Origin of the sequence: Streptomyces sp. MB09-02B (genome assembly GCF_033794485.1) — a bacterium.
Classification (GTDB): domain Bacteria; phylum Actinomycetota; class Actinomycetes; order Streptomycetales; family Streptomycetaceae; genus Streptomyces.
The window spans coordinates 1-17818 of sequence record NZ_JARGEE010000182.1 but is presented as its reverse complement, the minus strand read 5'-3'; the positions used below and the strand labels follow the sequence as shown (position 1 = coordinate 17818).

22 protein-coding genes are annotated in these 17818 nt (G+C 64.1%); 9 read left to right on the top strand and 13 right to left on the bottom strand.

All coding sequences use genetic code 11. From position 1 onward, the window contains the following. A partial coding sequence (locus tag P1P70_RS24255; protein ID WP_319241173.1) for a DNA glycosylase AlkZ-like family protein occupies nt 1–362 on the top strand: 362 nt, incomplete at its 5' end. Between the two features lie 93 nt (nt 363–455). Then, entirely contained in the window at nt 456–740 is a 285-nt protein-coding gene (locus P1P70_RS24250) for an antibiotic biosynthesis monooxygenase family protein (RefSeq protein ID WP_319241171.1), read from the top strand. Nucleotides 741–954: 214 nt separating this feature from the next. Here P1P70_RS24250 and P1P70_RS24245 read toward each other — a convergent pair whose 3' ends face one another. Together P1P70_RS24245 and P1P70_RS24240 are read right to left on the bottom strand one after the other, a co-directional pair. Beyond that, on the bottom strand, nt 955–1251 hold the full coding sequence (locus tag P1P70_RS24245) for a hypothetical protein (protein ID WP_319241169.1): 297 nt from the start codon (nt 1249–1251) through the stop codon (nt 955–957). A 148-nt stretch (nt 1252–1399) separates the two neighbouring features. Further along, nucleotides 1400–1945: a class IV adenylate cyclase gene (locus tag P1P70_RS24240; RefSeq protein WP_319241167.1), complete on the bottom strand. Its 546-nt coding sequence runs from the start codon at nt 1943–1945 to the stop codon at nt 1400–1402. 91 nt (nt 1946–2036) lie between these two features. Between P1P70_RS24240 and P1P70_RS24235 the strand changes: the two genes are divergently transcribed. Next, nucleotides 2037–2894 carry a hypothetical protein gene (locus P1P70_RS24235; protein ID WP_319241165.1) on the top strand — a complete coding sequence of 286 codons (858 nt, stop codon included), beginning with the start codon at nt 2037–2039 and terminating at the stop codon, nt 2892–2894. Here the strand turns inward: P1P70_RS24235 and P1P70_RS24230 are convergent. From P1P70_RS24230 to P1P70_RS24200, 7 genes are all read right to left on the bottom strand, one after another. Then, complete coding sequence (locus tag P1P70_RS24230) at nt 2872–3741, bottom strand: aldo/keto reductase (protein ID WP_319241163.1); 870 nt, start codon at nt 3739–3741, stop codon at nt 2872–2874. The two genes, P1P70_RS24235 and P1P70_RS24230, sit on opposite strands and share 23 nt — an antisense overlap. Next, nucleotides 3675–4871 (bottom strand): JmjC domain-containing protein, encoded by a 1197-nt coding sequence (locus P1P70_RS24225; RefSeq protein ID WP_319241161.1) that lies wholly within the window; start codon nt 4869–4871, stop codon nt 3675–3677. Before P1P70_RS24225 ends, P1P70_RS24230 begins: the two co-directional genes overlap by 67 nt. An 88-nt stretch (nt 4872–4959) precedes the next feature. Continuing rightward, nucleotides 4960–5124: a hypothetical protein gene (locus P1P70_RS24220; RefSeq protein ID WP_319241159.1), complete on the bottom strand. Its 165-nt coding sequence runs from the start codon at nt 5122–5124 to the stop codon at nt 4960–4962. Nucleotides 5125–5554: 430 nt separating this feature from the next. After that, on the bottom strand, nt 5555–6403 hold the full coding sequence (locus P1P70_RS24215) for a helix-turn-helix transcriptional regulator (protein WP_319241157.1): 849 nt from the start codon (nt 6401–6403) through the stop codon (nt 5555–5557). Between the two features lie 16 nt (nt 6404–6419). Then, nucleotides 6420–6947, bottom strand: coding sequence for a DUF6879 family protein (locus P1P70_RS24210; RefSeq protein ID WP_319241155.1), 528 nt, complete (start codon nt 6945–6947; stop codon nt 6420–6422). Further along, complete coding sequence (locus P1P70_RS24205) at nt 6916–7182, bottom strand: hypothetical protein (protein ID WP_319241153.1); 267 nt, start codon at nt 7180–7182, stop codon at nt 6916–6918. The genes P1P70_RS24210 and P1P70_RS24205 overlap by 32 nt, the downstream gene beginning before the upstream one ends. A 175-nt stretch (nt 7183–7357) precedes the next feature. Next, nucleotides 7358–8062: a hypothetical protein gene (locus P1P70_RS24200; RefSeq protein ID WP_319241151.1), complete on the bottom strand. Its 705-nt coding sequence runs from the start codon at nt 8060–8062 to the stop codon at nt 7358–7360. A 184-nt stretch (nt 8063–8246) separates the two neighbouring features. On the opposite strand from P1P70_RS24200, the gene P1P70_RS24195 reads away from it, so the two are divergent. Continuing rightward, nucleotides 8247–8471: a hypothetical protein gene (locus P1P70_RS24195; protein ID WP_319241149.1), complete on the top strand. Its 225-nt coding sequence runs from the start codon at nt 8247–8249 to the stop codon at nt 8469–8471. On the opposite strand, the gene P1P70_RS24190 is transcribed toward P1P70_RS24195, so the two are convergent. Both P1P70_RS24190 and P1P70_RS24185 read right to left on the bottom strand, forming a co-directional pair. After that, nucleotides 8455–8781 (bottom strand): DUF397 domain-containing protein, encoded by a 327-nt coding sequence (locus P1P70_RS24190; protein WP_319241147.1) that lies wholly within the window; start codon nt 8779–8781, stop codon nt 8455–8457. The two genes, P1P70_RS24195 and P1P70_RS24190, sit on opposite strands and share 17 nt — an antisense overlap. After that, nucleotides 8782–9627 carry a helix-turn-helix transcriptional regulator gene (locus P1P70_RS24185; protein WP_319241145.1) on the bottom strand — a complete coding sequence of 282 codons (846 nt, stop codon included), beginning with the start codon at nt 9625–9627 and terminating at the stop codon, nt 8782–8784. A gap of 214 nt (nt 9628–9841) precedes the next feature. Here P1P70_RS24185 and P1P70_RS24180 point away from each other — a divergent pair, with 214 nt between their 5' ends. After that, nucleotides 9842–10468 (top strand): ATP-binding protein, encoded by a 627-nt coding sequence (locus P1P70_RS24180; protein ID WP_319241143.1) that lies wholly within the window; start codon nt 9842–9844, stop codon nt 10466–10468. A gap of 46 nt (nt 10469–10514) precedes the next feature. Here the strand turns inward: P1P70_RS24180 and P1P70_RS24175 are convergent, their stop codons facing one another. Further along, the gene (locus P1P70_RS24175; protein ID WP_319241141.1) at nt 10515–11354 is read right to left on the bottom strand and encodes a helix-turn-helix transcriptional regulator; all 840 of its coding nucleotides are present in this window, start codon (nt 11352–11354) and stop codon (nt 10515–10517) included. A gap of 257 nt (nt 11355–11611) precedes the next feature. Between P1P70_RS24175 and P1P70_RS24170 the strand changes: the two genes are divergently transcribed. The 4 genes from P1P70_RS24170 (at nt 11612) to P1P70_RS24155 (ending at nt 17077) form a co-directional block, all read left to right on the top strand. Next, a complete protein-coding gene (locus P1P70_RS24170; protein ID WP_319241139.1) occupies nt 11612–12307 on the top strand; it encodes a hypothetical protein in 696 nt (231 codons plus the stop codon). A gap of 46 nt (nt 12308–12353) precedes the next feature. After that, the gene (locus P1P70_RS24165) at nt 12354–13787 is read left to right on the top strand and encodes a hypothetical protein (RefSeq protein ID WP_319241137.1); all 1434 of its coding nucleotides are present in this window, start codon (nt 12354–12356) and stop codon (nt 13785–13787) included. Further along, nucleotides 13784–15601 carry a DEAD/DEAH box helicase gene (locus P1P70_RS24160; RefSeq protein ID WP_319241135.1) on the top strand — a complete coding sequence of 606 codons (1818 nt, stop codon included), beginning with the start codon at nt 13784–13786 and terminating at the stop codon, nt 15599–15601. The genes P1P70_RS24165 and P1P70_RS24160 overlap by 4 nt, the downstream gene beginning before the upstream one ends. A gap of 180 nt (nt 15602–15781) precedes the next feature. Further along, complete coding sequence (locus tag P1P70_RS24155) at nt 15782–17077, top strand: DNA (cytosine-5-)-methyltransferase (RefSeq protein WP_319241133.1); 1296 nt, start codon at nt 15782–15784, stop codon at nt 17075–17077. Here the strand turns inward: P1P70_RS24155 and P1P70_RS24150 are convergent. Then, entirely contained in the window at nt 17063–17527 is a 465-nt protein-coding gene (locus tag P1P70_RS24150; RefSeq protein WP_319241132.1) for a very short patch repair endonuclease, read from the bottom strand. The genes P1P70_RS24155 and P1P70_RS24150 overlap by 15 nt on opposite strands. Nucleotides 17528–17818: the final 291 nt, after the last annotated feature.

Here is a 17818-nt window from a genome sequence, read left to right as displayed (position 1 = left end):
CCCCCGCCCCACCCCGCCTGATGGCCATGTGGGACAGCACGCTCCTCGCCTACGCGGACCGGGGCCGCCTCCTCCCACCCGAGTACCGCAAGTACGTGACCCGCATGAACGGCGACGTCCTCCCGACCCTCCTGGTGGACGGCCACGTCGCCGGCATCTGGCGCCCCCTGGCCGACTCCATCGAGGCCACGGCCTTCCACCCCCTCCCGGCCTCGACCTGGAAGGCCCTCACGGAGGAGGCCACGGCCCTACACACCTTCCTCACCACCCGCGCCGACCCCACCCCGTACCGCCGCTACGACCACTGGTGGACCAAGCCGCTCCCGTCCACGGCGGATACCCGCCTGCTGCCAGGCACGTGACGGGCCAGGACCGATGAGTACCAGTCTCCGTCCAGGTCTGAGGCAGGGAAATCGGCACAACCATGCCCGCTCGGGCCCTTGAGGAGGACGACCGTGATCATCGTGGCCGGCAAGTTGTACGTGGACCCCGACACCCGTGAGGCCTATCTGGCCGGCTGTGCTCGCGTGATCGAACAGGCGAGGGCTGCTTCGGGATGCCTGGATTTCGTACTCTCCGCCGACCTGCTCGAAGCGGACCGCGTAAACGTATACGAGCGCTGGCAGTCGGACGCGGACCTCGTGAAATTCCGCGCCGCAGGCCCAGAGCCTGAGCAGGCAGCCGCGATCCGTGACGCGGAGGTGAAAAAGTACCGCATCTCCGCGGTGGAAGCGCTGTAGGAGTAGATGTATGCCACCGCCAGCCCGGGTACGCCGCCTCTCGGTTCGATCCGGGTTTTGCGGACTTCCGTTCCGTCTTGTCGGGGCGGCCCGAGGAGCACTCCCAGGCGCGGGACTTGCTCCAATTCCTGCCGCAGTGATTCCAGGCCCTGCTCGGCCCCGAGCGCCTTCGCCCGCTGAGTCGCCCGTGCCGTTACGACAGCGATCACACCGCTCACCGGTCTTGGGCCTCCTGCTTCAGGCGCGCTGCGAGGTCGATGCCTTCCTGTACCGAGATGTCGAAGTCCGGATCTTGATAGAGACGGATCCTGCCCCGGTAGTCGACCATCACTGCCGCGACAGCGTTCAGGTCGGTTTCCGACGACGTATCCAGCGCATGCTGAAGATCCGCCTCGAAGGACTCCTGGTCGCTTGGGAAGCCGTGCCCGGATCGCAGCGCCGCGCGAATGTCGCCGATGGTCTTCAACGGCAACGGCGCAGGGACAGGTGTTTCCGCATGCTGTGCGCTCACGATTGTCTGCTCCTTGACTTCCGCTGTCCTACGAGGAGAGTCCTACATGCTGGCCGATCCGGCCTGCGTCCACGGAAAGCGGCAGCCCCGTAGCTCCTCCGCAAGTTCGGTTTCAGGCGCCTCGTGCCTTCGCCGAACGTCCGCGGCCTCACGCGAAGAGGAGGGTCGGCTCGGCGAGGATGTCCCGCCCCAGTTCGCTTTTGTAGATCAGGTCGATGCTGCCGAAGCGGGCGTGGGCGTAGTCCAGGCCCAGAGCCGCTACGGCGTCCCGCACCGCCGCCTCGGAAGAACCCTCGATCTCCAGGAAGGTGGCCAGCTCCGGCCAGGTGTCGAAGTCGTAGGTAACGCCTTCCAGTTGCCATTCCTCGCGGTAGTTCTGCTGGTAGCGGACCTGCCGCAGACCGAGTGCCGCGAGCAGCTCCGCGGTCTTGGCCAGGTCGTCGACCTCGATCTCGATCTCGGTGGTTCCGTTGATGTGTGTGGCATCGGTGACCTGCTTCAAGGTGAGCGTGGTCCTGCCGCCCTCGTCCCGCAGCCGCAGCCACTGTTCCCCCTGCACAGCGTCGTTCTCGAAGATCAGGCGGGTGAACATGGTCCTGGGGAAGACCTGTTCGGCCCCGGCGGCCCGCAGCGCGCCGACAGTGGCCTGCACGTCGATCTCCAGGAACTTCGCCTCGTACTCGTGTTGCGCCACGGTTCTCCTTGTCGTCTGGACTGAGGCTGTCCATGCTCTCGATGGAGAGGTAGGGGAGCCTCCCAGTGTGGTCACTGCTACGGTCGCGTGCATGACGTTCTCCGTCCCCGTGGCCCAGGCTGTTGATCTACGGGTGCAGCCGGTTGACGAGGTCCTTGCTCGCGTTGAGCGGTCTCTGCAAGTGCACTTGCTCCCGGAGACGGTGGTGCGGAAGCGGCGATCGGTGGGAGCCAGGACAGACCGGGATACCTGGGTGCGGATCGAGCGGCGCTTGCTCGACAAGATCCCAGATCAGGGATGGAACGGCACCGAGTGCGCTGCACGTCTGGAAGGCATCGCTCAACCCGAATGGCACGGATGTGTGGTCTGGCGTGATGTGAACGGGCCCGTGATGTGGCGAGCGGACGAAACCGCGCTACTGCCGGGAGCGCCTGTCGGTACCGCCGTGTTGAGTGTCGCCCCAGAACTGTCGGATCAGTGGTGGGAGATGCTGAACGCCTCGTTGGACGCGCTGGCGGCTCAGGACACGATGCGGATTGCCACACCGGACACCGCCACTATCACCCAGGCCCTCGTGACCGAGTCCATCCACGGTGTCTTCCCCAGTGATTTCGATACGGCTGTGGAGCGGTGGGTCCCGGCCCACGCGGACCTGAACTGGGCGAACATGACCGTACCGACCTTCAGCCTCTTCGACTGGGAAGACTGGGGAAACGCACCGTTGGGGCTGGATGCATCCTCCCTGTGGGCGAGTTCCCTTGCTGTCCCGGCTCTGGCCGACCGCGTACGGCACGAGCGCCGGTCCGACTTCGAGAGCCGGGACGGCAAGTTGATGACGTTGTTCGCCTGCTCGAAGGTCCTCGGGCCCTACGCGCACCCGGAGGATCCTCGTCTGGAGCCCGCCCGGCGCACGGCCGACCAGATCATCAAGGAGCTTCAAGCCGGTTGACCACACGAGAGTGGTCTCGAAGGAGACTCCGATACTCCTGCACGGTCCGCTCCTCGACCTTGCCCGCCAGGGCACCAACGAGTTCGCCCAGATGGGCGGGCTCATCGGTGCCCACGGCGACGGAGCCGACCTGCGGTAGGTGATAGGCGGCTCTGAACGCCGCCTGTGTACGGGAGAGTTGGCTGCTGTCACGGAGGAAGACGCGGGGGTCGATCCTGGCCCACACCGGCGCGCTGGTGCTGCCTCCGAAAGGGCTCATCCCCCATACATCGCCGCTGCCCAAGCCCCACGCCTTGGTGAGGGCGTCTGCGGCATCCAATGTTCTGGATCCGACAAGCAAACCGGCGCGGACCATGAGGACCGCTGGCCTCGGCACGGTCGTGTCGATCAGGCTCAGCAAGGGCAACGGGTCCCAGGACGCGACGCCCCAAGCTGCGCACGTCCCTGCCGCCACAGCGGCGTCGAGGGCGGCACACGCCTGCACCAGCGCGTCCTGGTTGTGAGGGGCGGCTTCGCGGAGCGAATGCTCTGGGTTGTGCAGGAACACCAGGTCCGGCTCTCGCCCAAGGTGATCGGCAGCCTGTTTCACAGCAGCGTGCAGGCGTACGAAGTCCAGAGAGTGCTCCACCCCGTCCGGCCCTGGGAAGTAACCGACCTTGGTGGAGACCGTGAACTTCGGCAGCAGATCACCGGCTGTCCGAGCCAAGACCTGATGCGAGCGGAAGCCCAGGTAATTGGTGCTGGTGTCGAGTGCGGTGACGCCGAGGTCCAGGGCCCCGGTCAGGAGGCGGCGTTCGTGACAAGACCGGTGTAGCCCAAGGACAACTCGGGGGTCAGCACCGCGCACAGTTCCTCCTTCACCAGGATCTCGGCGACCTCCGTCACTTCGGCTCCGACGACGGCTGCGGCCCGTTCCAGCGTGACCGGCCTGCCGCTGAGCAGCAGACGCAGCGCCGGCAGCGCCTTGGCCGTGAGGGTGAGCTTCTTCCCTGAGGCCACTACGTCGACGGCCTCCCCACTTTCCTGGATACGTGGAGGGAAGTGGGTGGTGCACACCACGGCGTCAAGCGGCCCGAGTATGTCGAGGAACGGCACGTGCCGAGACAGGGGCGTCTCCTGTTCGTATGCGGCTAGGAAGTCGGCCGGGGAGCGTTCGGTGACGAGCTGGGCGGCGGCCGTAGTCAGAGCTTCGCTGCCGGGTCCGTGCCAGCGGTCGAGGTCCTGGCGGAAGACTTCGTGCTCACGGCACCAGTCGCCCAGCCATGCGAGCCAGCTTGCTCCCGTGCGCTTGGTGATGCCGAAGGTGACGTGAAGGCTCTTGCCTGAGCCGCTGCCGGTCCGGGTTGCCTGGTGCCAGTGGCCTCGGGGGATGTGCATGATGTCACCGCTCCGCATGATGCCGGACCAGATGATCTCGTCGCTCGGGGTGCTATTGGGGTCGGAGTCCCGGTACATCGGGACGTTTCGGGAGGCAGCGCGCACCTCCCACTGCTTCTCACCCGCGAGCTGGACGATCACGACATCATGGTCGTCCCAGTGCAGAGGGAAGCCTGCGGCGTGGTTCGTCGTCAGGTACGCGTTGACCTGGACTCGCTCGCGGGACCACCACTGCAAGGCCCGGCAGGCGACCTCCATCGTAGGATCGAAGACGTTGGCCTGATCCATGATCACCGTCGCGCCGTCCTGCAGGAGCCTGCCAAGGCTGCGCATGTTGACCATGGGGATGCTCTGACCCCGAGGGCTGACACTGTCGGTGTAATAGATGGCCGGGTGGACCTCCTCGCTCTTTTGGAAGCACCGGAACTGCGGGCGGTTCAGGCTCCTGCGCATCGCGATGTCGAGCAGGCGGTTCGGAGTCATGATGCGGGAGACGAGGGTGGGGTCGTCCATGCTCCCGCGTACGAATCCCATGCCCAGCTCCTCGACCCCACTCCATCCAAGCGCTGTCTCGATGGCGCTGATCAACCGATGTTCCATCGCTGCGTCCTCCCATGAGTTCGATCACGTGATTCGGACACAGCGGGGGCCGGCACGGCCGACCGTGCAGGCCCCCACCGCTTGGTACCTACTCGCTGTCGTGCAGGTTGCCGTCGCCACCCGGCCACGGCGCGTCGCCGGAACTCCCGGCATTGTCCGACCGGAGGCTGTCGTACCGATCGTGGACCGCGATCAGTTCCTCTACCGCCACCAACAGGCCGCTCGGGCCCGGCGGCGTCTTGTTGTCCGCCACTTCGTGCTCCTTCCTCTTCGGGTCTCCCGGCCATGTCTGGCCGGGTTGGGGCGTTGGTGGAGCTGTGCTGTGCATGGCGCCAGAAGGCGCCGCTGTTCCCGGCCTTCGGTCGTCGACCGGGAGTCTGGACAAGGGTTACGTCAGAGGTCCGGGAGCCGACGGCAGCCCGGCTCCCCTCGAACCCGCGGCCGAGGCGTTTGACGCCCCGCTCCCCATACGCGGAGTGCCGCCGCGTAAGAACCAAACAGAGTCAGGCGAGCCACGATCCGCAGACGGGCGGGGTCGGAGGGTTTCAGGCGCAGCGATAACACGGTGATCGCGTCATCACTCTGTCGGCTCGACGCAATGGCGCTCGGTCCTTCGGCGTCGTCAACGACCGTACGAAGTGAGCGAGACTGGGCTCAACGAAATTGCGGGTTATTGCGGAACGTCAACCGAGGGCGCTGATAGCCGAGTTGATGAGGGCGCGAGCGCGGTCGCCGTAAACGGCCATCTTTGCGAGTTCGGCGAACGCCTTGCGGTAGTCGGCGATTTCGCGAGGCTGTCTGATGTTGATCTCAGCGGTCAGGGTCTCCACCACTGCGTGGGCGTCGTCGAAGATGTAGAACGCCTCAAGGGGCCAGATGACGCGCGGGGCAGTGAACGGGATGACACCGAGCGAGACCGACGGCAGTGGCAGGACGTCAAGCAGGTGACGGAGCTGGCCGGCCGTCGTCCCCCGTTCGCCGATCCGCGAGCGTAGAACCCACTCTTCGAGCAGCACGACGAAGCGGTGGCCTCCCTCGTACAGGAACCGACTACGGGCGAGGCGGGCGGCAACGGCTTCGGAGACGTCGTTGGGTGTTCCCTGAAAGTCGGTGATCGACTGCATGAGGGCGGTGGCGAAGTCGGTGGTCTGAAAGAACCCCGGAACGGCATTTGAGGAGTACACGCGGCATACGGCCGCTTGCTCGTGGAGGGTGTAGAAGTCCTCCTGGACCTTGCGCATGCCGTTCTTGTGGATGCGCCGCCACTCCACATACATGGAGTCGACCGCCCGGGCCGAAGCAATCAGGTCGTCCGCCTGCCCCTCTGCTCCGCAGGCCGAGCACCACGCTCTGATGTCTGCGTCGGAGGGTGTGGCGTCGGCCTTCTGGATACGGGTCGTCTTCGCCGGATGCCAGCCGCACCGGGCGGAAAGCTCCTTCCCGGTGAGGCCGGCGTCCTGACGAAGGTGCTGCAAGCGCTTCGCGAGGGCTTCACGCGCAGCTTGGGCGCTGGAGGACGGGGAGGCGGGCATCGAGGCGTGCGTGGGATCAGACGGAGAACTTCTCGTGGTCGATGGCTCGTCCCCACACATTCTCGAACGCTGAGACGACCATCTTCACTACGCCGTGATCTTCGGTGAACTCGTGCCCAGCCCAGTCGCCGTCGCCGGTGAACCAGTGAAACATCACCCGCCGGTCGTCGATGAGCCACAGGTCGTTGCCGGGCAGAGCGACATCCGAGGCAAGTCGACGGGGGAGCCAGCGCACCTCTTCACCGACAGCGATGTTGACCGAGGTCAGGGCGTGTTCCCACCGGATGTAATCGGTGACGGGCTCGGAGACGATCCGGGCTCGACGCATGCGGACGCCCCTGGCGATGGTTTCGCGCACCAGCGGGGTCCAGCCCTGCCAGAACGGAGAATCGGGGTCCAGGTCGGTCCGACCGGTTCGCAGGAACTCCTCGAAACTGTCCGTCTCGTTGCCGACGCTGTAGACATCGCGCATCTCCAGGTGGACGGCTGTGTGCTCGGCGGACCCCAGTAGTTCAGCGAAGTCCGGCACGCCGCTCTGCGACATCACACGCCTCCCTCAGAATCGGCACCATGCGGGCGGGGATGCGGATCACCGTCTCATGCGCGGGGATACCCGTGTCGTGTCCCGCGACCCATTCCCTTTCGCCCACCTGGGTCTTCAGCAGCCTGTCGGCCTCCTCACCCTGGAGGATGAGGTCGGCCGTCTCTTCCTCGACCCACACCGTCGGCGAGCCGCCTCCGGTGGTCTCTGGGTCGATTCCAACGAACTCTAGGGCCATGGTGCCCTCCCCTTTCAGGCGGTTGCGGGTTGTTGCGGTGCGACGGTCCCCGGGAGGTTGCGCTGGGTCAAGGGCGCGCAACCTCGTCTGCGCTTGGATGGCTTGTTCACGTCGGACGTGCTGCTTGATGTCACTCGTCTGTGGCCGTGGTACCTCTCGCGTCGTCGAGAAGGAATCATGCGCCTTCTTCGATCAGGGCCCCTGCCAACTTCAGCATGATGTCCACCCTGTCGTTTCGTTCCAGCCGCAGCCACTCGGCGAAGATCAGCTCGACCTCGTCTCGCTCTAGGCGTCCCGACTGCATGAGCCGGTACAGCCGACGTTTGTCCCCACGGGTTTCGAGCCTCGACGCACGCCCCAGCACTTCCTCCACCGATGGCAGGGCTTTTCCTCCACCCCGGAACCCAGCGTTGCAGCGCTGGCACTCCACGCGGAGGTTCGGCAAGTCGGTGCTTATAGGAGGAGTCGGGTCAACTAGGTGCACGCTGAGCACCGCTCGCTGGGTCTCGTCTTCTGGGTACGCCTCGCCGGCTCGGACTCCGCACGTCTGGCAGAGGGAATCAGCCTTCTCGATGGCTTCTCGGCGGCGAGCTGCGGGGATCCGAGGCTTGGCGGGTTCCTGGGGCTGCTCTCCCAGGTCGATCCGGACCCCGATCTTTGCGAGTAGATACTCGTCGGGCCTGAGCCGTGGGTTCGTTTTGTAGTTGTCGATGCGCCACCCCAGTTCGCGCAGATCCCGCATACGACGATCCACCTGCGCCACTCCAGGTACACCCTCGATGAGCTGGAGCTTGGTGAAGACCTCGTCTTCACCCACCGCCGCCAAGAACTCGGCGACTTTGACCCTTGATGACCGTCGCACGGGACGTTCGTCTGCCACTGATTTCTCCCGTCGTGCCTGACTGCGAGCAGTGCCGTCGCAACTCCTAAGCGTGGACGGCTCGAACTAGTGTACCGTCGGCGAACGTGATCGCGGTGGACGGCCTGTATGGCCAAGGGGACGGCGTTGTTCGGCAGCGTCCGGCAGGTACGTTTCCGACTGGCAAGGAGGCTGGGCGGTTCAGATGGACATGGGTGGTTGGGTGGCTACTGCGGTGGCTGGCATCGGGTTGATCGTCTTCGTGGTGGGCTACATCCTTGACCAGGTGCCTGGTCTGTCGGTCAAGGCCGAGAAAGCGATCGCCTCGCTCCGTCGTCTGCGGGCCGCCTGGCGCGATGGCGAAGATACGGAGCGGCGCAGGTCGCAGGTGGAGGGAAGCGATCGGGAGGGCGTCAAGCCTCGTCTGTGACGGCACGGTCGGCGGCGCGCGGGCTCCCCGGGCGCCTGCCGTAGCCGTCTGATTTCTGATCTGCTGCGGCAGGAGCGCATTCCGACCGAGTCAGCCAACCCGCACTGGCCTGGAGGTAAGCACTCTTGGTCAGAAAGCTTGTCCAGGCCTCAGCCGAAACTGATAGGCAGGCGGCTGCCGGTCGTTTCGAGTCCCGTATGAGCACTTGAGAAGAGAGGAAGGCGGCTTCCACGCACTCCGTCGTGTTGGCGCCGCTGTACGACGACTTGAACCACGTGGGCTCAGGAAAACCCTGGGCATTGGCAAACATTCAAAGCTCCTTGCGGGCGTCATGGATCACGGTGGAGGAAGCCTCCACATCCAACGCTTGTGCGCGCAGGTACTCGAACGCAAGCCTGTACTTCTCCAGTTCCTCCTCCTGCTCCAGGAAGAGGGAGCCCGTGTGAAAGTCGACATATACGACGTCGAGAGCCGGTTCCTGGCCACCGATGATGACGAAGCTGCCCAGGGCTGCGGCGTGCGCTCCCTTGGAGAACGGCAGTATCTGCAGCGTGATGTGAGGGGACTCGTTGGCCTCCAGCAGCCGGTCGAGTTGATTCCTCATCACCTGCGGTGACCCGACGACGCGGCGGATCACGGACTCGTCGAGAATCGCCCACAGGCGTGGCGGCTTGGGCCGAGAGAGGATCTCCTGTCTCTTCATGCGGATGTCGACGAGCCGCTCGATCTCCGCAGGCTCTAGAGGTACTTCGTTAGCCTTCTGCAGGGCTGTGCTGTACTCCCGGGTTTGCAAGAGGCCGGGCACGTAGACGCAGCAGAAGTGGCTCTCCCGTACCGCCTCGTCTTCCAGCGTGAGCAGGAGATTCATGCTCTCGGGGATGGAGTCGGCGAAGGAGCTCCACCAGCCTTGTTCCTTGGCGTTCTTGGCAAGGTTCACAACTGCTCTGCGTTCGGCGTCAGTTGCTCCGTACTCACGGCATAGCGCGTCGATCACCAGCCACTTCACGGGGCCGGCCTGGGTCTCGTACCGGCTGACCGTCGCCTTGGATACGCCCACCAGCTGCCCGGCCTCCTCGAGTGTCAGCCCTTTCTGGGCGCGCAACTTGCGCATCATCACGCCCAGCTGACGGCGACGAGTGGTGGTCCGTACGGACATGGAGCTCCTTCACCTGAGCATTGGGTGGCTGTCCGGGAGGGTCTTCAGGCTAGGCAGCACCAAGGCAGTGCCACTACCAGATTCACTCTTTGGATTCTCGTGAGAAGTTACACAGCAATACTTCTCTGTGCCATGCTCCCCGTACCGCTACGCAGTGCAGTCGTACGGATACGGCAGGTGCAGGCAGTGCGTGGCATGGGAGGGAGGAGTAGCCATGCCTGGCTACGACGTCACCAAGCCTCAACTTCGCTGCGTCCTGCCCTTCGAGGCGGGGCCGGCGGAGGTGCGACTGCTTCGCAGCGCGACCGCCTCGCAGTTGGGGCATTGGGGGTTGCTGGCCGCTGCAGATGAAGCCGAGTTGGTTGTGACCGAGCTGGCGACCAACGTCGTCAGGCACGTTGGCGAGGGAGCTTCGGCGGCCTTGGTCCTTGAGCAGAGAGGTGAGCGGCTGCGAATTGAGGTCCATGACAAGAGCCGTGCGGTGCCGATTCTTCGGCCGGCGCGCTGTGACGAGGAGTGCGGACGCGGATTGCATCTGCTCGCTGCGCTGACGGCGGACTGGGGGACGGTTCTTACGGCGATGGGAAAGGCCGTCTGGTGCGAGGTTGAGATCGACTCGGGCCAGAGATGCCGCCGTGTCGAGAGGGCAGCGGATGCTTTGGATGCCTACCGCGGCGGCGACAGCGCTGCCGTTGATCAGGGGCGTCGCCGGCGCGTCGTGCTGGAGGAGTCGGCGATCGAGTTGATCGCTGATCTGCTCCACTGGACAGCGGCCTGCGGCCTGGACCCGGATGACATCCTCGACCAGGCCCAGATGCACTACGAGGCGGAGGCGGCTTGACTTGTTCCCGCTCTGGACCATGTGATGGAGCTGGCCGGGCCGGCGACTACCGCATCGCAGCCCGCAGCAGTGCGCCGGCATCGCCATCAGCGCCCTGCTCGTGAAGCTCTAGAGCTGCCTGCATGACGTCCCGATCACCTTGGTCTCGACCGTAGACATGAATCAGGTTGTCGGCCAGGCGGTTCTGGTGCCGCTGGCGAAGCGTCAGTAGCACCACGGCCGTTTCAACGGGGCTGAGGACCTCTGCGGTCTGGCGGAGCATTGCCAGTGCTTCGTCCTGCTTGCCGCCCCTGCCCAAATCTTCCGCCTGTGCGGCCACACGGCGTGCCGCCGCCGCATCGTTCCGGCTCCGCCGCCGGTCCCCCCGCCGCCGGGGGACCGGCGGCGGAGCCGGAGGAGCAAGAGCGGTCAGACGTGCTTGCAGGCCGGCTCTGACCGCGCTCAGTTCCGCCACAGCTGCACGCAGTGCCGCAGCTTCGTTTTTCAGTGAGGCTAGTTCTCCGGCTTGCTTGCTCAAGTCGGCGCATCTGTCACAGCGTCGTTCGCCGACGGCCCTGTCGCGAAGGCCCATTACGTCGTCGATGCCGATGCCGACAGCCCGCTCGTCGCCAGCGTCGGCGCACGCTTCCTTGTACAGAGTCTCAATGAACTCCGGCCCTGGCACTGTCTTGCCGCTCAGGAATCTGGACAGGGAACTGGGATTGCTACGCAGCCTTTCAGCTGCTTCTGACTGCTTAAGTCCCAAGCCTCCCAATTGATTGGGTTTCAGGTGCCGACACAGGTCACCGAGTGCCATGGCAAGCGCTCGTCGACCAGGGGAAACCTCGCTGCTGAACTGCTTCTTTATCCAGCCGTGCCCGGCTGGACTGCTGTCTTCTAGCGTCATGTGAGCCTGTCTCCCCGCTCCAGTCCACCCGGTCTCAAGTCCCGATCGTGTGCCCGCAATTGTGCATGATCGCGTCAAGATCGACCGGCACGCTTGCTCTTTTGCGAGCAAGTGTTTTCTGAGTGGACTTTCATTCGGTCGGAAGTGCAACACTGGTTGAGCCGCCCGGGAAGCGGGGGACGCGAAACCGCGTGAGCGCTGCCGGTTGCTTTGTGGTGCGAAGCGGCATGTTGGACACGACTTGACCGGAGGGGCTCATGGCATTGCCGTCCTATCGGGACGTGAAGGGGGGCAAGTCACAGGTAGCGCTGTGGCTGATCACCGAAGTGGGGGAGGGGAACACCTTCACCAAGGTTCAGCTGCGTGAGGCCTTCCCTGACGCGGCACAGATCGACAGGCGGCTGCGGGAACTCCGCGATCATGGCTGGAGATTCGACACCAGCCGAGACGACCCCTCACTGCTCCAGCAGGAACAGCGATTTGTGACCAGGGGCGCCGAAGTCTGGATTCCGGGCAGGTCGAAGGCGCCGGCGCACAAGAACGGCCTCACCGCCACACAGCGTGCAAGTGTCATGCACGACGACAACAACTTGTGCCGGTCCTGCGGTGTGGGAGCTGGTGAAGCCTACGAGGATGGCGGCGGAATCGAGCTCGCGAAACTGAACGTGGCTCGCCGCAAGGTGCTCCACAGTGATGGGACCGAGGAGTACCAGCTCATCACCGAATGCAAGAGGTGCGGAGTCGGCGGAGGCCCCGATCGGGAGGTTGATCTCGGCATGATTCTCGACCTCGTGGAGGACCTTGCTCCGATCGAGCAGGAGGTATTTCTCAAGTGGATGGCGGCTGACCAGCGCACGTTCAGCCCGATCGAGAAGGTTTGGGGCATCTACCGGACCCTGCCTCAGGAGTCGCGTAGCGCCGTGGCTCTGGCCATCACCGAGATGCTCGGCTGATCACCAACCGCAGAACGACGACACAGATACACAGGACGGGGTAGCCATGCTGCGGGAATTTCCGCCGCCGCCACGTGCGGCAGCGTTCAGCGAGCTGATCAAGAAGAGGCTGGAGGAGGTACGCGGGGCGGGGGGTACTCGGGAGACCGTCACGGTCGACTGGAACGGACAGCAGACGCATGTCGATGTGATTGATCTCCCCCTGAGTGGCCTCTACCTGAATCCCGGCACACACCGCATCAGGGCGCAGCGCACCTTTGACCCGGCGCGTGATGAGGCCTTGGAGAAGGAGCCGTTCGGCGATGAGGGGCAGCTCTACCTGCGCGATCTATTGATGGCTCGCCCTGACAACCCCGATCTGCGCGACCCCGACTTTGACAAACTGATGGAAGATCTGCAGAAGTTCGGGCAGAACGATCCTGGTTTGGTCACCCATCACGGCGTGCTGGTGAATGGCAATACGCGAGCTGTGGCGCTGAGGGAGCTCGGCGCACAGTCCATGAGGGTGGGTGTGCTGCCGTCGTCGTTCACTCAGGCGGACGTCGACGCGGTGGAGCTCGCGCTCCAGCTTCGTCTCGACCAGAAGCGCGATTACACGTACATCAACCGCCTGCTTGCCATGGAGGAGCAGGCTGCTCTGGGGCGGACCCCAGAGCAGATCGCCAAGGAATTCCGGATCCGGACGTCGACCTACCACCAGGAGCGGTGGATCCTCAGCACGATCAAGGAGCTGAACGGCCGCAGCAAGAGTGGCGGGGGCGTGGAGCTTCGGCTGGTCGACTGGGAGGGAGCTCAGGAACGTCTCAAGGAGCTTCAGCGGCTGTATCTGAAGCTGGAGACCTTGGACCGTGACCAGGCGGAGATCTTGAAGGAGTGGCGGCTTGCCGCGATCCTCCTGGACTTCTCGAAGACCGATGTCCGGCATATCGATGAGGAGTTCTTGAAGCAGGGGTACCTGACCAAGGTCCTGCCTGCGGACTTGGCGGAAGGCGGAGAGGCAGTTCAGCCGGAAGCCGTGTCTATTCCAGGCCTGGGTCTGGAGGTGCCGGCGGCATCGTCGGCTGTTTCGGCGGCCCGGGCCCTTAACGACCGCATCCTTCGCGCTGCGGCCACAGTCCGCAACACGAAGACCGAGCTCTCGGATACTGAGAAGTCCAAAGCACAGTCGCTGCTTGATGAGGCGAAGACCGCGTTCGATCAGGCCATTGAATTCCACGGTCGCGACGCCCGCGTCCGGAAGCGCAAGCAGTTGGCTCCGGCTCGTCTCGCTGATGCCTCCGCCAACATCGACCAGTGCGTCACGGATCTGGTCCAGGCCCGTACGTCGAACAGCCTCGACGAAGAAGCCTTCGACGAGGCCGTGCTCAAGCTCCGGAATAGCTTCCGAAAGCTCGCCCAGCAGGCCGGCCGTGGCATCCCGAACCCGGGCGATGGCGTGTCCTGGCTCCTCGCAGCCGCCGCTGCGGAGGGTCTCCAGTGACGGAGAGCGCGACGGAAACGTCCCTGCACCTGGGATTCGACGCCACGCGTACTCGCGTAGTGCTGAAGACCACTGATCAGTACCGACAGGATCTGGTGCAGCTGGCCGCTCGGTTCCGTACCGGCGGCCAGCTCGGCCCGCTCTCCGCCTCGGTCGCCCTTGACGAGCTCCTCGCGGATCTGGGCGTTCTCGGCAGTTGGCCACACCACGTAGGTGTGGAGTGGGCGCCGGAGCTGCGCAGTCTTGTGGCGGGGGTCATCAAGGACGCCAACACGGTCAAGGAGCGGTTGGCCGGCGCTGAAACGGCATCGGAGGTTACCTCCGCTGATCTTTCGGACCTGCGCGGCGATACCTGGAAGGGCGAACTCAACGCGTTCCAGCGCAGGGACATCGCGAAATTGCTCTCGCTGGGGCACGGGGCCAATTTCAGCGTGCCCGGAGCGGGCAAGACGCGCGTTGCCCTCGCTGTCTACGCCGCTCAGAAGGCTCAGCAGAAGGTGAGCCGACTGCTAGTGGTCTGTCCTAAATCGGCCTACGAGTCCTGGCGTTACGAGACTGCGGTGTGCTTCAACTACCCACTGCGCACCCATGTGCTGGACGGCTCCATGGATCAGTGGGCAGAGGTCCTGATCGTCAATTACGAGAGGCTGGACCGATCGCTCTCGATGCTGGCGAGCTGGCTCAAGTCGGGTCCCTCAATGATCATTCTGGATGAGGCGCACAGGATGAAACTCGGTGCGCGCGGTACCTACGGTGCCGCATGTATGGCCCTTGGTCCTCTGGCGGAACGCAGGCTGATCCTCACCGGGACCCCGGCTCCGAATGGCTCCAAGGACTTGGAGAACCTGCTGGGCTTCGTCTGGCCAGGCCATGGGCAGCGCACCGTGGTCCAGGCTGTGGCCGGCGGTGACTTGGCCTACGCGAGCACGGTCCTCCGGCCATTGTTCACCAGGACGACGAAACACGAACTCGGCCTGCCGCCGATGCGACTTCGGATGCGGTACGTCGACATGCCGGACCTGCACGCCGAGATCTACCGCTCACTGGTGGGGGGGATGGGGAGCGGGGCCGCTCGCGAAGACCTCAGCGCTCTTGGCAAGACGGCACTGCGCCTCCTGATGGCGGCGACAAGCCCTGCCCTCCTCCTGGAGGGGGCCAGCCGACATGAACCACTCGTGTATCAGTTGCCTCCCCTGGAGATCCCGGTGGGCACTTCTCTGTACTCGCTGATGCAGGATCTTCCCGACTACGAACTTTCCCCCAAGTACAAGGAAGCGGCCGCGATTGTTGCCAAGAACGCGGAGCAGGGGCGCAAAACCCTGGTCTGGACGACGTTCGTGCGGAGCCTGACGACGTTGGCGCAGATGCTTGAGAAGTTCGGCCCGGCTGTCGTGTACGGCGGTACACCAGACCGGGACGAGCAGTTGCGGCGCTTCCGCGAGGATCCCAGCTGCATGGTGCTGATCTCCAATCCCGCGACCCTGGGTGAGGGCATCAGCCTGCACCACGTCTGTCACGACGCCGTCTACGTGGACCGTGACTTCATGGCAGGCCGTTTCCTGCAGAGCCTCGACCGGATTCACCGCCTCGGGCTCGCCCCTGGTACTGACACGCACGTCACAGTCATCGCGGCGCGTAACACTATCGACGAGGTGGTCGAGATACGGCTGGACCAGAAGCTGGAGTTCATGGGCAGGATCCTCGATGACCCCACTGTTCAGCAGCTCGCTGACCTGCAAGAAGAACCGGCGGTAGCCGCCGGTCTCGCTCCGAGTGACATCGAGGCTCTGCTGAGGCATATGGGAGGAGCGTAGCGCTGAGTGATCAGGCTCCTCGTGCTCCATCCGAACAGAGGGGGGAGGCGCTCTACCCGGATAGACAGGTAAGAGCGGGGCGGTGGGAGACTCGTGGTGCCAAGTGTCCAAGAGGCAGTGCATGATCATGATCTCTGGGACACTTGAGATCGGTTTTGAGTCACTTCCGGAAGGAGCGCTATGCACCCCCGCGGTCGCCAGCGTCCGCAGTTCACCCAGCCGCTGACCTCGTTGGAGATCTGCGCTGGAGCAGGCGGGCAAGCCGTTGGGCTGCATAACGCCGGATTTGATCACTTGGCGCTGGTGGAGTGGGACCAGCACGCTGTGCGGACACTCAGGGCGAATGTGCACGACTGGCCAGGGTGGGACAAGTCGCGTATTGATGCGCTGGAACCGATGGACGTCAGGGAATTCCTTGGATCCAAAGTTCACACGAGTCTTGGTCTTGAGAAGGGCGATCTCGATCTGCTGGCTGGCGGAGTTCCGTGCCCTCCATTTTCTCTTGCGGGTAAGCGGCTAGGCAAAGATGATGAGCGCGACCTGTTTCCCGATGCGCTGAGGATTATCAGAGCGCTGCGGCCCAGGGCTGTAATGATTGAGAATGTTCGAGGGATTCTGGAGCCTCCAGAGGTCTTCATTGATTACCGCAGAGATATCCTGAAAGAGCTTGACGGGCTTGGCTATGTGATTCCTGAAATCAGCAAAAGCTGGTCGGCTGAAAGGCAGGACAGGCAGATGCGCCAGGTTTGGCGCAGGATGGATGCGAATAAATTTGGCGTCCCTCAACTTCGCCCCCGCGCAATTCTCGTGGCTATTCGCAAAGATATCTTGGAATCATCTGGCGTGAATTTCCTTTGGCCGCTTCAGCTTGAGGGGAAGCGGGCAACCGTGGTGGATGAACTTGCGGCGAGCATGGAAGCCCGCTGCCGGAAGTTCTGGGACAAGAACAAGGACGGAGAGCGCGCGAAGCCTGGCGAGCGCTCAGGCAAGCACGTTTACCAAGACTGGCTGCGCAAGGCAACTGAGGCCGCCGAAGCAGGCAAGGGCATCGCTCCGACCTTGGTGGGTGGCTCTAGGAAGCACGGAGGGGCGGACCTCGGTCCTACCAGGGCCAAGCGTGCCTGGGAAGCCCTAGGGGTGGATGCCATGGGTCTCGCGAATGACCCCAGTGAGTGTGACCCTGAGCGTGACCTCTTTCGGGAGGCTGGACCTATGTTGACCGTTGAGCAGGCTGCTGTCATCCAAGGCTTCCCCGAGGCCTGGAAATTCCCGGGGAGGAAGACGGCAAAGTATCGCCAGGTAGGAAATGCTTTTCCGCCCCCTGTAGCGGAAGCGGTAGGGCGGGCTATCGCGGCGGTTCTGCGTCCCGAGCAGCGCGATGATCTGCTACATGGGTATGAAATGGAAAACGACGGTTCCGAGATTGCCGCACCCCGTCTAGAGCAGATGTCCTTCTCGTTGTCAGGTGTGTCGTGAGTTAATTGTCCGGCGCGCAATGACAGTTGCGGTGATCGTGTTCGCGCAGGCGTCGGACGGCTCGTGTTCCCAGAATCGGAGCACAAGCCATCCGGCTTCCTTGAGTCGCTCATCGGTGTCGCGGTCACGCGTTATATTGCGCAGAACCTTTTCGGACCAGTAGCCCGAGTTCGTTTTCGGTGGAACGTAGTGCTCAGGGCATCCATGCCAATAGCAGCCATCAATGAAGACCGCCACCTTCACTGGCCGGAAAACCAAGTCCGCAGTACGACGAAGGTCAGGCAGCGGGCGCGCGCACACCCGGTAACGCAGCCCTTGTGCGTGCACCAAGCGCCGGATCAGCTGCTCGGGTTTGGTGTCGCGATTGCGGATCGCCTGCATGTTGCGACGGCGAGCGGCGGATGAAGCCCAGGAGCCTTCTGGCGCTTCCCACTTGGGATCTTCGGACACACCACAGAGACTAGCTTCGGCGTGGACCTAGTGGTACTTCTGCTGGTCAGAGTCAGGGAGTACGGCAGACGGTTCAGGCTCCTGGAACCAGGTCAACAGGCGCCGTGGGGCCACTCGCTTCTTGGGATTGTCGCGCTTCCGCCGCCCGCGTCAAGGGCGCTCCGCGTCGCCTTCGGCGATGGCCCTTCGGGCCACCCTTGACCCGGGCCGCTCCAGCGCGGGGGAGAAGCGAGCGAGCGGCCCGGAAGGGTGGGTGGTCCGGCCGAGTTCAGGTGGAGGGCGGCCGGGTGG

Coding starts and splice junctions, on each gene's coding strand:
- P1P70_RS24175 (WP_319241141.1), bottom strand. CDS start 11,354: ATGACGCTAGAAGACAGCAGTCCAGCCGGGCACGGCTGGATAAAGAAG.
- P1P70_RS24225 (WP_319241161.1), bottom strand. CDS start 4,871: ATGGAACATCGGTTGATCAGCGCCATCGAGACAGCGCTTGGATGGAGT.
- P1P70_RS24210 (WP_319241155.1), bottom strand. CDS start 6,947: ATGTCGCAGAGCGGCGTGCCGGACTTCGCTGAACTACTGGGGTCCGCC.
- P1P70_RS24185 (WP_319241145.1), bottom strand. CDS start 9,627: ATGTCCGTACGGACCACCACTCGTCGCCGTCAGCTGGGCGTGATGATG.
- P1P70_RS24215 (WP_319241157.1), bottom strand. CDS start 6,403: ATGCCCGCCTCCCCGTCCTCCAGCGCCCAAGCTGCGCGTGAAGCCCTC.
- P1P70_RS24190 (WP_319241147.1), bottom strand. CDS start 8,781: ATGTTTGCCAATGCCCAGGGTTTTCCTGAGCCCACGTGGTTCAAGTCG.
- P1P70_RS24180 (WP_319241143.1), top strand. CDS start 9,842: ATGCCTGGCTACGACGTCACCAAGCCTCAACTTCGCTGCGTCCTGCCC.
- P1P70_RS24165 (WP_319241137.1), top strand. CDS start 12,354: ATGCTGCGGGAATTTCCGCCGCCGCCACGTGCGGCAGCGTTCAGCGAG.
- P1P70_RS24195 (WP_319241149.1), top strand. CDS start 8,247: ATGGACATGGGTGGTTGGGTGGCTACTGCGGTGGCTGGCATCGGGTTG.
- P1P70_RS24235 (WP_319241165.1), top strand. CDS start 2,037: ATGACGTTCTCCGTCCCCGTGGCCCAGGCTGTTGATCTACGGGTGCAG.
- P1P70_RS24205 (WP_319241153.1), bottom strand. CDS start 7,182: ATGGCCCTAGAGTTCGTTGGAATCGACCCAGAGACCACCGGAGGCGGC.
- P1P70_RS24170 (WP_319241139.1), top strand. CDS start 11,612: ATGGCATTGCCGTCCTATCGGGACGTGAAGGGGGGCAAGTCACAGGTA.
- P1P70_RS24155 (WP_319241133.1), top strand. CDS start 15,782: ATGCACCCCCGCGGTCGCCAGCGTCCGCAGTTCACCCAGCCGCTGACC.